Origin of the sequence: Alkaliphilus transvaalensis ATCC 700919, from assembly GCF_000621485.1 — a bacterium.
GTDB classification, from domain to species: Bacteria; Bacillota; Clostridia; order Peptostreptococcales; family Natronincolaceae; genus Alkaliphilus; species Alkaliphilus transvaalensis.
In genome coordinates this window covers 81,289-96,763 of the sequence record NZ_KK211286.1, presented here as the reverse complement: position 1 = coordinate 96,763, position 15,475 = coordinate 81,289, and the positions used below count along the sequence as shown (strand labels likewise).

The 15,475-nt window shown below is 33.0% G+C and carries 13 protein-coding genes; 4 read left to right on the top strand and 9 right to left on the bottom strand.

The features are described from left to right. Positions 1-4 precede the first annotated feature (4 nt). A complete protein-coding gene (locus tag T335_RS0115875; RefSeq protein WP_026478411.1) occupies positions 5-1,090 on the top strand; it encodes a GerAB/ArcD/ProY family transporter in 1,086 nt (361 codons plus the stop codon). Next, positions 1,087-2,187: a Ger(x)C family spore germination protein gene (locus tag T335_RS0115870; RefSeq protein ID WP_026478410.1), complete on the top strand. Its 1,101-nt coding sequence runs from the start codon at positions 1,087-1,089 to the stop codon at positions 2,185-2,187. The genes T335_RS0115875 and T335_RS0115870 overlap by 4 nt, the downstream gene beginning before the upstream one ends. Positions 2,188-2,259: 72 nt before the next feature. On the opposite strand, the gene T335_RS0115865 is transcribed toward T335_RS0115870, so the two are convergent. The 4 genes from T335_RS0115865 to T335_RS0115850 form a co-directional block, all read right to left on the bottom strand. Beyond that, on the bottom strand, positions 2,260-3,669 hold the full coding sequence (locus T335_RS0115865; RefSeq protein WP_026478409.1) for an MATE family efflux transporter: 1,410 nt from the start codon (positions 3,667-3,669) through the stop codon (positions 2,260-2,262). A gap of 160 nt (positions 3,670-3,829) precedes the next feature. Then, positions 3,830-4,912, bottom strand: a complete 1,083-nt coding sequence (locus tag T335_RS21020; RefSeq protein WP_034328772.1) for an FAD:protein FMN transferase — start codon at positions 4,910-4,912, stop codon at positions 3,830-3,832. Positions 4,913-5,229: 317 nt separating this feature from the next. After that, a complete protein-coding gene (locus T335_RS0115855) occupies positions 5,230-6,336 on the bottom strand; it encodes a hypothetical protein (protein WP_026478408.1) in 1,107 nt (368 codons plus the stop codon). A gap of 334 nt (positions 6,337-6,670) precedes the next feature. Further along, positions 6,671-7,459 carry an EFR1 family ferrodoxin gene (locus tag T335_RS0115850; RefSeq protein WP_026478407.1) on the bottom strand — a complete coding sequence of 263 codons (789 nt, stop codon included), beginning with the start codon at positions 7,457-7,459 and terminating at the stop codon, positions 6,671-6,673. Between the two features lie 307 nt (positions 7,460-7,766). Between T335_RS0115850 and T335_RS0115845 the strand changes: the two genes are divergently transcribed. Next, the gene (locus tag T335_RS0115845) at positions 7,767-8,486 is read left to right on the top strand and encodes a phosphatase (protein ID WP_026478406.1); all 720 of its coding nucleotides are present in this window, start codon (positions 7,767-7,769) and stop codon (positions 8,484-8,486) included. A gap of 140 nt (positions 8,487-8,626) precedes the next feature. On the opposite strand, the gene T335_RS0115840 is transcribed toward T335_RS0115845, so the two are convergent. The 3 genes from T335_RS0115840 to T335_RS0115830 form a co-directional block, all read right to left on the bottom strand. Next, on the bottom strand, positions 8,627-9,790 hold the full coding sequence (locus T335_RS0115840; RefSeq protein ID WP_051569353.1) for a metallophosphoesterase: 1,164 nt from the start codon (positions 9,788-9,790) through the stop codon (positions 8,627-8,629). A 305-nt stretch (positions 9,791-10,095) separates the two neighbouring features. After that, positions 10,096-10,611, bottom strand: coding sequence for a hypothetical protein (locus T335_RS0115835; protein ID WP_026478404.1), 516 nt, complete (start codon positions 10,609-10,611; stop codon positions 10,096-10,098). A 151-nt stretch (positions 10,612-10,762) separates the two neighbouring features. After that, a complete protein-coding gene (locus T335_RS0115830) occupies positions 10,763-12,565 on the bottom strand; it encodes a flavocytochrome c (RefSeq protein ID WP_026478403.1) in 1,803 nt (600 codons plus the stop codon). A gap of 267 nt (positions 12,566-12,832) precedes the next feature. On the opposite strand from T335_RS0115830, the gene T335_RS0115825 reads away from it, so the two are divergent. Beyond that, positions 12,833-13,417 carry a TetR/AcrR family transcriptional regulator gene (locus tag T335_RS0115825; protein WP_026478402.1) on the top strand — a complete coding sequence of 195 codons (585 nt, stop codon included), beginning with the start codon at positions 12,833-12,835 and terminating at the stop codon, positions 13,415-13,417. A 127-nt stretch (positions 13,418-13,544) separates the two neighbouring features. Here the strand turns inward: T335_RS0115825 and T335_RS0115820 are convergent, their stop codons facing one another. After that, a complete protein-coding gene (locus tag T335_RS0115820; RefSeq protein ID WP_026478401.1) occupies positions 13,545-14,216 on the bottom strand; it encodes a SurA N-terminal domain-containing protein in 672 nt (223 codons plus the stop codon). 360 nt (positions 14,217-14,576) lie between these two features. After that, complete coding sequence (gene aac(6'), locus T335_RS22070) at positions 14,577-15,461, bottom strand: aminoglycoside 6'-N-acetyltransferase (RefSeq protein ID WP_084281421.1); 885 nt, start codon at positions 15,459-15,461, stop codon at positions 14,577-14,579. Positions 15,462-15,475: the final 14 nt, after the last annotated feature.

The window sequence follows — 15,475 nt, the reverse complement described above, 5'->3', positions numbered from 1 at the left end:
TTAATTGGATCGAGGGAAATTAAAAAAATTAAATGGCTACCATGTTGTTTTTCTGGTTCAAAGTGCTATGGCCGGAATAGGTGTTCTGTCTTTACCTAATAGTCTTAGCCCAGTTGGCTATAATCAATGGATCATCGTTTTAATAATGGGAGTAATTGCTTCAATCACTTTATTTCCCATGGTTGCTTTGTGCTTAAAGTATCCAGAAGATACATTATTTACTATTCATAAAAAACTTTTAGGAAAGTGGTTCGGAAAGCTTGCAACTTTTATATGGATAATCTATGGTATTTTGGGTTTAGCTAGAGTGTCAAGGCATTATAGCTTTCTAGCACAAGCTGTTTTGCTACCAGAAAAAAGTATACTACTACCTCTGTTTTTGATATATACTGTATCCCTTTATATCGTTTTAGGTGGTATTAAATCTGTAGCAAGATTTTCTATTGCAAGCTTTTTTCTAACAGTATGGCTTACTTATTATTCCCAATGGCCTTTAGGACTAGGTAATTTTTATCATTTATTACCTTCTTTCGATTTTTCCTTTAAAGAATTTATAAATGCCCTCTTCAGTGGATATGATGCTATGTTGGGCTATGGTTTCATAATGATTTATTTTCCTTATATTATTAACCAAAAGAAAACCTTCAAGCATGGGTTATTGGGGGTATGGATTACAACAATTTTATACCTTCTCACGAGTGTTGCTAGTGTCGTATATTTTAGCAAGTGGCAACTAATAAATCTAACTTTCCCTCTTCTTAATCTATTAAAGGCTATTCAGTTATCTTTTGTTCAACGGATTGATACCCTTCTAGTAGGATTATGGGTTCTTTTAGTTCTTTCCACTATGGCTCCCTATCTTTGGGTAACTAAAAAAGCCTTTGATGTAGTACTAGGAAGTAAACGAAATTTACATTTATATGGAGCTGCTAGTATTTCATTCTTTATTTCCGTAGGACCAATAGCAGAAAAAGTTCGCGATATATTATTAGAACAAGTTAGTATTAATTTAGGGTATAGCATCTTACTTTGGCCCCTACCTTTGCTAGTGATTCACAGCATAAAACGGAGAAAGGAAAGAAAACAATGAATAAAAAACTGTTAATTCCATTAGCAATAATTATATTACTGGGGAATGGTTGTATTAGTCAGACTCGCCATCCAGCTATGGAGAACTTAGGCTTAGTAAGGGTTATTGGATTTGATCTAGAACCTTCAGGTAAAATGAAAGCTACCCTTGCCTTTCCACGGATGAAGTTGGACGAAATTCAGATCCACTCAGCGGTTGTAGATATTACACAGGAGGCAATTTGGAGTGCTTCAATGCATTCTAATAATGTAGTATCTTTTTCTCATTTGTCAGTAGTATTATTTAGTGAAGCCTTTGCTAGAGAAAGAGGTTTAAAAAAAGTTCTCATGGATCTCTACAGAAATGGCCGAGTTTCAGATAATGTCTTTCTTGCCATAGTTGCTGATTCTGCTGAAGAAGCTATTACAACCAACTATCCACGCAAGCCAGTATCCAGTCAATATATTTTTGAATTATTAAGACCTATGGGAGATCATAAATTTAATCCCTTTACTACAATTCACGGATTTATCTTTAACTTAACTGATGAAGTATCAGACCCAGTTGTACCTTACTTAGATCAAAGCGATCAACACTTAGGTCTTACAAAATTTGCTTTATTTAAAGATGACAAAATGATTGATGTAACAACTACCCAAGATGCAATCTTATTGGAAGGCTTAAGAAAAGAAAAAGATCTACCTGGTATAAAGTTTGAAACAGATGAGAAGGATGCAGATGGTAATCCGATTTATGCTTCTCTAGAATTTGTTCAATCTAAGTTAAAAATTACTAACAATAAAGATATCAATAATCCTAAGTTCGTAGTAGAAATGAGTCTAGCTGGAAGATTATTAAGCTACACTGGAGATAGGAACACCGAAAACACAAAAGAGCGTTTAGAGTTAGAAAAATTAGCCAGTACCCATGTGACTGATAATTTAAGTCAGCTTTTGTCTAAATTTCAATCATTGGAAATTGATCCAATTGGGATGGGAGAAACCCTAAGAATATATCATCGTGATTGGTCTAAAGCAGAATGGAATAAAACACTATCAAATGCAGAAATCCAAATTAAAGTAAACACAAACATTACAACAGCAGGTCCCTTAAAATAGCACTTTACTGCCTAAAGCTAAAAACCCTATGGACAGTTCTAAACTTGTCAGTATTGTCTATAGGGTTACAAATTAAGCTCCTTGTTTTTGGCTCTCTAATTTTACATACTTCCATGTTCCTCTCTTAAAGAGGTAATAGGTCATTAACCCAGAAATAATTGTTGATACACTAATTGCAATCCATACCCCTGTAGATTGTAGATTGAATACTAACGCCAAAAGATATGATAAAGTGACTTTTATAAAGAGCCAACAAATTACTGTAATGACAAAAGGATATTTAGTATACCCAGCCCCCTGCATAGTACGTGAATAAATAATTGTCATACCATGAAAGGGCTCAGATAATGCAATAATAAATAGATAAGCTTTTCCTATTCTTAACACATCCCCATTCGGTTGATCTAAAAAGAACTTGATTAAAGGCTCTGAGAAAACCACCGCTAATGCTGAGAAGGATGCCATTAAAATAGCACCTAAAATCGTACAAACTTTACCACTTTTTTCTGCTCTTTCTAATTTTTTTGCGCCAATATTCATTCCTGAAAGGGTCGCTGCTGCTGTTCCTATTGCTAGCCCAGGCATAAGGGCATATTGATTAAGATTTGTACCTATTACAAAGGCAGGTACTGCTGCTTCAGCCATCATCGTTCTTGCTAAAATTGCAAAGATAAAAAATGTACTAGCATTTCTTGTTAGTCCCTGTAAAGCAGCTGGAATACCTATTTTTATGATCTGCTTGGATTGTTCCCACTTGGGTTTAATCATATGGGAAAGGTTAACATGAAGAACAAACCTGCCACTAAGTAGTGCTCCCCATCCTATAGACGCACCTACAAATCTAGATATGGCAGTTCCTATAGCCGCTCCCATTACTCCCAATTCTGGAAAGATCCAAAATCCGAAAATAAATACATAATTAAAAACTACATTTACAATATTCATTAAAATATCTATTAATAAGGGGGTTTTAGTATCCCCCGCCCCTTGAAAGATAGCCCTTGCAATAAAATTAAGTAAAAACAAAGGTATCGTAATAAAAAAGACTGTCATATACCCTTGCGCTAAACTTAAAACATTTTCACCGACACCCAGAAGCTGTAAAACTTTAGTATTTGTTAACAGACCTAATGGAACCATAAATGCTGCTGCTAATAGACAAAGAAAAAAGGATTGACCAGCGCTTATGGATGCCCCTTCACGATCTCCCTTACCAATCGACCGAGCCACCATTGCAGTTGTCCCAGTTGAAATCCCTATTACTAAAACCATAATAATCATAACAACATTTCGCCCAGAGCCGACAGCAGAGATAGCATCTACCCCTAATGATCCTACCATTTTCATGTCTATTGTTCCGATTGAAACCTGTAATAATGATTGAATAACTACTGGCCATGCTAAATATATAACATTTTGATATAAATTATCATTATTTAAAAGAAAATCTCTTTGTTTGCTATAGGATACCCTACTTGCCATTAATATGCCCCCCCTTTTAACCTATTATAACATTTCGATATCCATATATCTAGGTTTACGAAATATGTTTATTGTTATAAATCTTCAAGAAAAAAAGATCAGTAAAAAATACTGACCTTATTATACCATAATTATTCTCATATTATTTTTATATTTCCTTTTATTTCTTATTTGTTGCACCATAACTCCCCAAGATTTCCTTCATTCCTTCCGAAATCTCTACTGACCCATCGGGCATAACCCATAATGCTTCCGCTTCTGTAATTTCTTCAATTAATTCCTTCCCTTCTTCAAAGGGTTTTAAAAATATTGCTGTTGATAAAAAATCTGCTAAACCAGAATCCTCAGCAACAATAGTTACTGCACGGTAATAATTTGCTGGCATAAGGGTTTTAGGATCAATGATATGATGAATTAATTCATCCCCCACATAATAGTATCTTTGATAGTCTCCACTGCTAACTACCGACCCATTATTAACAAATACACTATCTAAATTCTCATCTGAAAATATAGAAGCTCTAGGGTCTTGGATCCCTATTACCCATTGTTCTCTAACTCCGTCTAGAGGTTTTCCAATCGTTCGAATATTACCTCCAGCACTAATTACCCCTGAAATCATACCTTCTGCCATTATTTCTTGGGCTACCATTTCCGTTGCATAACCTTTGGCTATTGCTCCTACATCAAGACTCATTCTACTATCTTCTAAAAAAACAGTGTTATTTTCTACATCAATAATCACTTTATCAATATCTGTATGTTTCACTGCTTCTTCTAGTACTTCTATAGGTGGTAACTTAGACAGATTAGGATTATCGATTCCCTCTGTTCTATATTGATGCCATATTTTTAGAACTGAACCGAAGGCCACATTTGTGTCACCTCCGGTACGCTGACTCCACTCTCTTGCGTATAAAAGGAGATCTATTATTCTTTGGTCCACTTTTATTGGTTTGATACCAGCATGATCATTAATTGTTTTGACATTGTTTATCCCCTCATAATCATTGTATATATCATATAATTTATGATATTCCCCATAGCTTGTTTTAATTTTATTAAAATAGCCTTCAAATTCTTCTTCACTTTCAGTATATCCTACAACCACTATTAGTGTATTAAAGGTATCAAAAAAGCTATCGGTATATCTGGTATATTGGTTATTGTCTTGATTTGTTTTAAATTGACAACCAGTAATAACAATCATAATTGCCAATGCAAGTATCGTGATCTTTTTCATGTCAAATAACTCCTTAAGAATTATTAATATAAAACTCCATATATTAATTATACTTTTTTTCATTAATCAAAGAAATGAACATTTAAGAAAATGGTGGTTAAGATAATATTGGATTTATATAAATATAAAATAAATTTTGAGCTATATAAGTCATTTGCACAATTAATTTAATTACATATAATATATTAAGGCTCCTATAACTACTTTATGTTATAGTTATGATTTAACTAAGAAAGCCAGCATTTTACGCATTTCTACGCTATATTAGCTGGCTTTCTTACATTAATTCCTTAAAATTGATTTTTAGTTATTTCTTTTTATCTAGCTGTATTGTAAGCTTCCTCTACGGCAGCTACATAATCTTGAATTGTGATGGTTACTGATGATGTAAGCTCTGGAATATCTGGTACAGCTGGGTGGGCTGCATCTACTTCCTTAACTTTCATCCCTTTAATTTCTGCTACAGTTTTTCCTACCATCCATTTTTCTAGTTCTTCCATTTGTTCAAACCATTCTTTGCCAATACCCGATACTCTTGCCATTCCATAGTCATTACCTAATTCAGATTTTGTCTTAATTGTAGCAGATAAGTCATTTGTTATAGTACCTTCTGCATCAAAATTAATTCTAACCTGAGCGTTGTCAATTTGCGTTCCTACAACCTTTCCATCTTTGTCAAAGGCAGTAGCAGCCATTACTGTATCTACTTGTGCCAAAGGTAAGACTTCACTACCATCTTTATTGCTATATCCTTTAGATTTAGCAATTGAAACTTGATGTCCTAATCCTAATTTGTCAAAGCCTTCTACTTCGACTGCGTTATTATATGCCTTCTCTAGAGCTGCAACATAGTCTTGGATTGTTATTGTTACTAGAGAAGTAAGCTCTGGAACATCTGGTACTGCAGGATGAGCTGCATCTACTTCTTTTACTTTCATAGCTTTAATTTCAGCTACAGTTTTACCTACCATCCATTTCTCTAATTCAGCAATTTGCTCAAACCATTCTTTACCAATTCCAGATACTCTTGCCATACCATAGTCTCCTAGAAGCTCGGCTTTTGTTTTGATCTCAGCTGACAGATCGTTGGTGATTTGCATTTCATTATCGAAGTTTACTCTTGTTTGGGCATTATCAATAATGACACTTACAACTTTACCATCTTGATCAAAGGCTGCAGCAGCAATTACTGTATCAACTTGACCTAGCGCAAGGGTCTCTTTATCTCCCTCAAGGCTATAACTTTTAGATTTAGCAATTGAGTTAACTGTTCCAAGACCAACTTTAATTGATTCTTCACTCGGTGCACTTACATTGTTGTCTTCATCAACAGGGTCAACTTCTACATTAGTATTATTTGTACAACCTGCTAATAAGGAAAAAATTAATAATAAAGATAGTAAAACTGCAAAACTCTTTTTCAAAATAATCCCTCCCAAATTTATTTAGGTTAATTTATCTATGCAGGAATATATTAGCATATTGTTAAATAATATACAATACTGTTTTCTATATTTTTTTACCACCACTCCCTTTAGCTACTGTTATTACTCTGTTTCAATCTGTTGTCTTATATGTAAAATCCTGTATTTTTACTCATTCCAAGGGAATTATTACTTATTAGTTACTAAATTATTAACAATTTTTAATAAATAGAATCTATTAAGATTTACTCTATATTAATGACAAAAAGATACTTATTTGTAGTTAATCCCCCCACAAAAAGTATCCCTTAAAAATCATATTTCTATCTACTCGCTACATACTTAAATCTTTTATACTTACATTTGGATTGCGGTACCTTCCCTTTTTTATTGTTCCTTTACCATATTCAATTGCATTGACTGGACATAAATTAATACATGCTAAACATTGACTACACCCATTACCCCATCTAGGTTGATCAGTAACCTTAATTATTTTGGCATTACACACCTTTTCACAAATTCCACAGGAAGTACAATTTTCTTTTGCATAGAATTTTTTGGTATTCATCCCAAATTTCATTAAAAGCGGGTTTACAATTGGCGTTATGATAGTAGGTAGCAAACCCTTTTCTACCTGAAACACCTTTCTTTTTTCAGCTTTAACAACTGAAACAAAGTTTTCAACAATGGTATCCACTTTCCTTAACTTCTCATCGGCTTCTTCTCTTGTATCTACATCCATGCCCATTATCATATAATTATTTGGCATTTTGATAGAAAACCCACTATCTAACTTCAACATTTTCTTTTTCAAGTAATGATTTAACTGCTCCATAGTACCACCAATATTTTCACCACAGGTAGCAATACAATAAATAAAATGGTTTTTATAGTTAACAAGATCTAACTTTAAGATGAAATCTAAAACCATTTTGGGCGCCCCCCAAGCATATACCGGAAAAACAAAGCCAATTTTTTCTCCATCTTCTAAATAATACTCATATCCCCCCCCATCCTTTACGATAAATGAAGAGATCGATTCAATTTTGTCATTAAGTTGATGAGCCATCTTTTTTGCTATCTCTAAAGAGTTTCCTGTACCTGAAAAATAAAATATCATTCCTTATTCCTCCAATACTATAATTTATATTATACTGAACTATTGCAAGTATCTACTCATATACTTATGAGATGGCATAATTAATTTTAGATTTATATTATTGCAAAATGAAAACTTCGCTGTTTAGTGTTCAATGTACAACTCAGACTTCATCTTTGCATAAAACGTATTTAAATTTAGATTTATGCTATTATGCAATTTCCTACCTTAAATAGATAAGTCAATCCTACATTCATAGGCTATTATTTAACTAATAAAAAATATGTTATAATTGAAAAGATAATGTTTTTAGGAAAGGATTGACAAAATGAAAGAGTTAATAGATCTACACTGTCATACAATTTCCAGTGGCCATGCCTATAGCAGCATGGAGGAAATGATTAGGCAAGCACAAAATAAAAACTTGAGAGTTATCGGATTCTCTGACCATGGACCTGAAATGCCAGGCAGTTGTCATTTGTACCACTTTTTTAACTTATCCGTTGTACCAAGAGAAATTAACGGTACCATCATCTTAAAGGGTGTAGAGGCTAACATTCTAGACTATAATGGTACTATTGATATTCCTAAAGAGGCTTTGGAAAGATTAGATTATGCAATTGCTAGCCTACATCCCCCTTGTTTTAAATCTGGTACCATAGATGAAAACACAAATGCAATAATTAAAGTAATGGAAAACCCCTATGTTAAGGTCATCGGACATCCCGATGATTCTAGATATCCCCTTAATTATGAAAAGGTTGTTATGGCAGCTAAAAAAAACAATGTCGCCCTCGAAGTTAATAACTCTTCTTTAAGATCAGAAAGTTTTCGAGAGGGTGCGCAAGAAAACATAAGAAAGTTTCTAACCCTATGTAAAAATTATGGTGTTAAAGCTATTCTTGGCAGTGATGCCCATATCTCTTTCTCTGTAGGTGATTTTTCAAATTGCAAAAGAATTATAAATGAATTGAATTTTCCCGAAGAATTAATAGTTAATTATAGTAAAGATGCCATCAACGAATTATTGGAGATGGAAATCTTGTAAAAATAATTATAGTATAACTTTTCTATTCAATACATAAAAGACTCCCTTTATTTCTTCAATAAATTATTACTATAAAGGGAGCTCTTTTATTACCTATTTTGTCTATTACTGATGTGGTTTATATTATATTGTAAAGGTAGTTATTGAAATTTTATGCTTATACTTAGGATTTCTGATCTATGGCCTACACGAAGAGGTGGACCCCATGTCCCTGCACCTGATGTTACAATTACATGCAAATCTTGAAAGGTTTCATAACCCCAATCTACTTGAAAGAGTTTGCGTGTAAAAATTCTAAAGGGGAACAACTGCCCTCTATGGGTATGACCAGATAACTGAAGGTCAACACCAGATTCCATTGCTTCCTCAATATCTACTGGCTGATGATCAAGCATGATTATCGGTTTACTATTATCAACATTTTCTAATATTTCTGCTAGGCTTTTTCGACGGGTTCCTTGAAATCGTTCGAAGGACTTGTCTTCCCTTCCAACAATATAAAATTGCTCTTCAATTTTTATATGTTCATCCCTAAGTACATTTATACCTGCTTCATTAAAATATTTCTCTGCCTTTTCTATTTGTCCACCAATATATTCGTGATTTCCCATTGAAGCATATATTCCTAAATTAGATTTTAGTTTTCTAAATACTGACATCATATCTTGTTGTACAAAAGCATCAATGCGATCATCAATGATATCACCTGGCATCAAAATTAGATCCGCTTCTAGTTGGTTAATTTGATCCACAATTTTTTCCAATTGCTTTCGATTAACCAATCTACCCAAATGTAAATCTGATAGCATTACAATTTTTAATTCTTCATGTTCCTCTACTATCTTATCTAACTGGACTTCATAATGGATTATATGGGGGTTTCGAGCATTCCAGCTACCTACAAGTAAAATAATCAAAACCAAGGAAATAGCAATAACCCCTGATATAATAGAGAAATTTGGTTGATCTATTAATCCCGCTGGAATAAATTGAAGCCTTCTGTTTACAAGTAAAAGTATCTTGCCAATAAATAAAATCATCGTTAAATACGTCATGATTCCTAACCAATAAGCTCCAACAAGCTCTAATGAGTGACTTAACCAACTGGGCAACCATCGGTCTGCTCCCCTTGCAATAAAAAATGCAAATGCAATAAGACCCACTATAATCCAATAAATAATTGCAGAAGGGTTAAAACCAGCAGCAGTAAAAAAACGTAACCCCGCTAACCCAATAGAATAAGTTAAACCACCATAAACTAGTAATACGATAACGATCATAGCGATTATAAAAATAATATTCATATAGTTTCTCCTCTTACATCATGAAATTTAATAACTTTTTATTGGCGAAACCTAAGTAATCCCACCTGTATTACATTATATAGTAATATTAAAGTTATCGCTAGGTTCTAACCCCTATCAAAATTCTTAATTTTTTATAAAGTAAATAATCTTTTCCTAGTAAGATTTTATTTAATCAAAATAGTAGTCTGCATATCTTAAAACATATTTATATAAAGTTTTTTTACTCTTTTTAATTAAGGATGCCATTTCCCATTCATTATAAAAAAGCCTTAGTCAATTTGGGTAGACTTAGACTTCTATCATTATGCGCTTCTTTTATTATCTATTAGCTTATCTATCAATATTTTCTTTATGTTTCCTTCTAAAACCCCAATAATTGTTCCTTGAATTTCAACATATTGTTTTGGAAAATAAATCTTTAGCTGTCTCTTTAGATTTTCAAAATTTGTTACTTCATTTGTCAGATACAGGTAATCACCATTTTTCATGAAAATATGAATAACATTATGTATTTTTAGTCTTTGCCTATGGTTAACATTGAATATGTATTCGATCTCCTCTTTTTTATACTTCTTACTTTTACTACAATAATCAAAAGAAAATTCTATCTCATCATCTCTAATTACGATAAATTTACTTCGATACAGTTGTATTTTGTTCCAATACCAATCTATAAACAAGTAACACAATGCAATGTACCCTATATAAAAAATCCAATTTACACCTATATCATACAATAGATATACTCCATAAAAAGATATCAAAATAAAAAACACCATCCCTCCAATCCACTCTCTATAGGGATAAATATATTTCATCCTATCTCTTCCTCTCCTGATTTATTCTTTATTAAGTTAGTGTTAACAAAAGAATATTGAATATACCTAATGGAAAAGAAAAAAGGAATAACATATTATAAATTCATATAATAGTCATTCCTTCTTTTATTATAAACTTAATTTTTTATTTCTACTTTTTAGCTGCTGCACTTTCTCCTGCAATTCTTCCGAATACAGCAATATCAGCAAGGGCATTTCCACCTAGACGGTTACTTCCATGAATACCACCTGTAACTTCTCCTGCAGCATATAGACCTGGAATAATCTTTCCATTAACATCTAATACTTGGGCACTTGTATTGATTTCTATACCTCCCATTGTATGATGTACTGTCGGTACACGGGCACCTGCATAGTAAGGAGGACTATCAATTTTATCTGCAAATAAGGTTCTACCAAAGGCATCAGTTCCGCCCTTCTCTACAGTCTTATTAAATTCTTCAACTGCATTGATTAAATTATTTGCATCTACGCCTATTTCATTTGCAAGCTCCTCTAGGGTATCCCCTTTAAAGGCTCTTCCTTGGGCGATTAACTCGTCAATAGATTCATTAAAGTTGTTCTTCACATCTCCTGATGGATAAGAATGGGAATCTAAAACAACCCACATAAAGGCATCCTGTTGTTCAAGTAAAGCTTTTGTCATAACGTCTCTTCTTGCGCCTTCATCAACAAAACGATTACCATCTTTATTTACAAAAATACGATTTTCAACACCCTGTTCTATGTTACCACTTAAACTTCCTGTTTTAGGGTCTCCCATAGGTAATAATTGAATGTGTTCTAAGTCAATTAGATTTGCTCCAACCGCATCTGCCATAGCTATTCCATCACCCGTTGCACCAGGATGATTAGTTGTTTTAATCTGGGTAAGGGCTGGCCAGTTTTTATTGTATTGATCTCTCATTTCAACATTTGCACCGAATCCACCTGTTGCTATCACTACACCATTATTAGCATGTACAATTATTTCACCATTTAAGCCATTAGCCTTAACACCTACAACTCTTCCATCACTCATTAATAACTCAGTTACTTCTGCATCTAGTAAAATTTCAACACCTTCATTGGCATTAATATATGCTTCATATGTGTCAATAAATCCTGTTCCTAATGGGGTAGACGGCTTATGGGCTCTTGGCCAAAGTCCCCCTAAAACAGTAAATACTTCATCATTAAATTTCATTCCTAAGCTTTCAAGCCATTCTACTGCTGGGTAAGCATTCTCTACAAAGGTTCTAATTAAATCAGTATTACCTACTTTATCTCCACCTTCGTAGGTTTGAGTAAAGTGTTTATCAACTGAATCTTCAATACCTTGCTTAGTTTGTCTCACTGGATCAACTGCATTTAATGCTCCACCAGAAAGAATGGTATTTCCACCAAGTCTAGGCATTTTTTCAAGAAGAATAACTTCTGCTCCATTCTGATGAGCCGATACTGCTGCTGCAAGACCTGCACCACCACCACCAATAACAACAACATCAGTTGTATATTCAACAGTTTCTCTAGCTGTGTTTTCTCCTGCTTTTTTCTCACTTAATGCTTTAATATCTCCGCCAGCTAATTTAATTGCCTCTGTCACTGCAAGGATGATTGCATCACTAGTGATGGTTGCTCCAGAAATAGCATCTACAGCTAAGGTTTGTCCATCTATAATAGCCTTTGGTATTCTATCAATAGCAGGATCAGCAATACCTGGACTTTCGTTGTGTTCTAAAATTTTAATATCCTTAATTTCCATTTCATCAACTGTTACTTCTACTTTTATATCGCCATTATGACCAAGGGCTGTAGCTGTATACGTACCAGCTTTAAACATAGCATCTTCTGACGTTTCAGAAGTTTTACTTTGACAACCCACAACCGAAATAATTAAAATCATACATAACATAAAAGATAATACTCTTTTACTATTTAGTAATTGCTTCATCTTATACTCCTCCAATATTCTCTTTGATTTTCTTGGGGTTTACTTGGGATTTACTTCATTCAGCTATCGGCGCCATAATAGCTGTTATTTCATATCTGGTTTCGTAGAACGCATTCACCGAATATGTTCATTATATATTTCTGTTAATAAATTATCAACAAAGATTTTAAAGATGTTTATTTTTTTATTCCATTTCCCCATAATTTACTTTGAAATTTTAATTTGGTATAATTTATGTATATCTACAAAAGACAGGGGAGTTATCTAATGAACAAAAAACTGACAAGCCGACAAATACAAGCCCAAAATACTCAAGATAAAATCTATAAAGTTGCAGTAGATTTAATACAGAAAAAGGGGTTTCAAAATATAACTGTTGATGAAATATGTAAGGCTGCCGGTGTGTCGGTGGGGTCTTTTTATAATAGTTTTAGATCTAAAAACCAAATTCTTGATAGAATTTTCAAGTTGGCAGATGATTATTTTCAAGATGTTGTTGCCGTCAGCATAGTAGAAGGCCCAGCAAGAGATCGAATTGTTAAATTCTTTGATTATTATGCAACTTATAATCTCGAAAGAGGACTTGATTTTGTGAAACAGCTCTATACAGTTAAAAACAACCTATTTGCCACTAAAGGGCGTCATATGCAATCAGTACTAGAAAAGGTAATTGAGGAAGGACAACAAAGGGGTGAACTCTCAACTGAAATGACCCCTAATGAAACAGTTATTTTTCTTTTTATTGCTGTTAGAGGAGTTGTTTATGATTGGTGTTTGCATGATGGCAAATATGACTTATCTAAAGCTATTAACAGTTATGTTACTAAGCTATTGAAAGCTATTGTGATTTAATTACCTAATATAATTAATGCAGATAATTCTTGGGATTCTCTTATCATTTGAGAACCCTTTTTTTCTTCCTCTATATTTAGTAGTTATACAATAAAAAAACCCCACAATCTGTAGGGCCATACATTCATTATATTAATATTTCTATCTCGCTTTCATCCATTAATCTTTCAAGCAAGTCTTCTAAACCCATCATATATTTTTCGTATCTAACTTCATCAGCTAATTGATCCTTTACTTCATCAAACTCTGGCATATCTTCGACAAATTCACTATACTCATCATAAATTGCTAAAAGTTCCTCATCTGTTACTGTTAATTCTCCAATTTCTTCATGAATATAACGGGAAATAATGTTGTCATTATAAATCATGATCTCTAATTCTTCTAAAGTTAATTGATTTAGCTCTAATAGCTTTTCAAATTCTTCTTCGCCCTCTAATTCAGCCTTTAACTGTTCAATCTCAAAGGCTACATCTTCTTTTGTGTAATCAAAGGTTCTTTCAGAAGCCTTTTGTAAAAGTAATTCTTCTTGAATTAAATTATATAGCGCTTCTTCTTCTGCTACTTCCAACATATCTGCATGTTCTTCATTGTCAAAATCAATACCATATTGTAGATAGTTATTTTTTATACTCATTAATGCTCTATCAAAATCTTTTCGCATTATCTCCTTACTATTTACAATTGCTACTACATCATCTGGAGACTCATTTGTTAATGGTTCATTATTAGATGAACATGCTACAATAGAAAACAACAACATTGCTACCATTAAAACTAAAATTAATTTTTTAATCATTTTATAACCCCCTTCAATAATCACTACTTTTGTCTTTCTAGTACTTTTTATCGTCTTCATGTTACCACCAATATAGTATATCAGCTTTATGTGTATTCTAGGTGAACAAAATCTTAAATATTTCTTAAATAATCGTAATGCTTAATTTTACATCTATTTTTTATATTTATTGCCAATAAAATCCCTAGATATAACTCTAAGGATTTATTTTATCTTAGCTATTATATAAACACACATTATAATAACAATTGATATTTGAGGAAATTATATAATTTTTTGAGAAAATTGTATAATTAATTGTTATTATCATCAGCAGATTTAAATTCAAAGTTATGGTATTATGCAATTATCTCTTAAATTTTATAAATCTTTTATAAAGCAAATTAATTTGTTAGCCTCTTTAAAACCGACATTTGTATGAAAAACGTAACTTAATTCATTATGATATTCAATGTCCGAACCTATTTGAGTACAACCATTTTCCCTTGCCCACGCCTCGCCTTTTTCTAGTAGGGACTTAGCTATGTAATTTTTACGAAAGCTAGGTTCCACATAAATTCCTTCAAGATAACCAACTGGACTAGAGCTAGAACCTTCAACATAGTCACTTCGTAAGGAAAGGTTGATAAAACCAATATATTCTTCATCCTTTTTATATAAAAATGCCTTATTCTTAGGCAATTTCATCAATTGTCTAAACTCATCTTCCATATCTTCCCCTTTATTCGCTGGCCAAAGCTTAAGGCAAAGTGTAACCCACTCATGAAAATTCTCATCCTTCACTTCAACAATAGATCCATCAGTGCCAGATATACTATTTTTTAAATCTTCCTCTATTGTCACATCATGAATTAATTGATTCCAATCCCACTTAACCATTTTCGACTTAAAACAATCATACAACTGCTCAAAGGAATCTCTGTCAGCTGGTATCCAACGATATGCATCATGTTCATGAGAAAGTTTGATCTTCCCCTCCTTTAAGCTACATAAATATATTATTCCAGTAATCTGCCGATCCTCCCTTACTAAATTCCAAGTATCAAGGATCTTAACTGGCTCCACCACTAACCCCGTTTCTTCTTCTATCTCCCTTACTACTGTCATTTCTGCAGTTTCTCCAAACTCCATACGTCCACCTGGTAATTCCCATTGATGATCGTCTCCCTTTTTATGCATTACAAGGAAATGTTTATTTTTAATGATTAAACCTTTAACTGCAAACTCTATTACTCTCTTTCCCACCACTTGTCCCCCTT

Bases quoted from the DNA above. Each gene is read 5' to 3' on its own strand.
- T335_RS0115840 (WP_051569353.1), bottom strand. From the start codon at position 9,790: ATGAATATTATTTTTATAATCGCTATGATCGTTATCGTATTACTAGTT.
- T335_RS0115820 (WP_026478401.1), bottom strand. From the start codon at position 14,216: ATGATTAAAAAATTAATTTTAGTTTTAATGGTAGCAATGTTGTTGTTT.
- T335_RS0115825 (WP_026478402.1), top strand. From the start codon at position 12,833: ATGAACAAAAAACTGACAAGCCGACAAATACAAGCCCAAAATACTCAA.
- T335_RS0115845 (WP_026478406.1), top strand. From the start codon at position 7,767: ATGAAAGAGTTAATAGATCTACACTGTCATACAATTTCCAGTGGCCAT.
- T335_RS0115835 (WP_026478404.1), bottom strand. From the start codon at position 10,611: ATGAAATATATTTATCCCTATAGAGAGTGGATTGGAGGGATGGTGTTT.
- T335_RS0115870 (WP_026478410.1), top strand. From the start codon at position 1,087: ATGAATAAAAAACTGTTAATTCCATTAGCAATAATTATATTACTGGGG.
- T335_RS0115850 (WP_026478407.1), bottom strand. From the start codon at position 7,459: ATGATATTTTATTTTTCAGGTACAGGAAACTCTTTAGAGATAGCAAAA.
- T335_RS0115830 (WP_026478403.1), bottom strand. From the start codon at position 12,565: ATGAAGCAATTACTAAATAGTAAAAGAGTATTATCTTTTATGTTATGT.
- T335_RS0115865 (WP_026478409.1), bottom strand. From the start codon at position 3,669: ATGGCAAGTAGGGTATCCTATAGCAAACAAAGAGATTTTCTTTTAAAT.
- T335_RS21020 (WP_034328772.1), bottom strand. From the start codon at position 4,912: ATGAAAAAGATCACGATACTTGCATTGGCAATTATGATTGTTATTACT.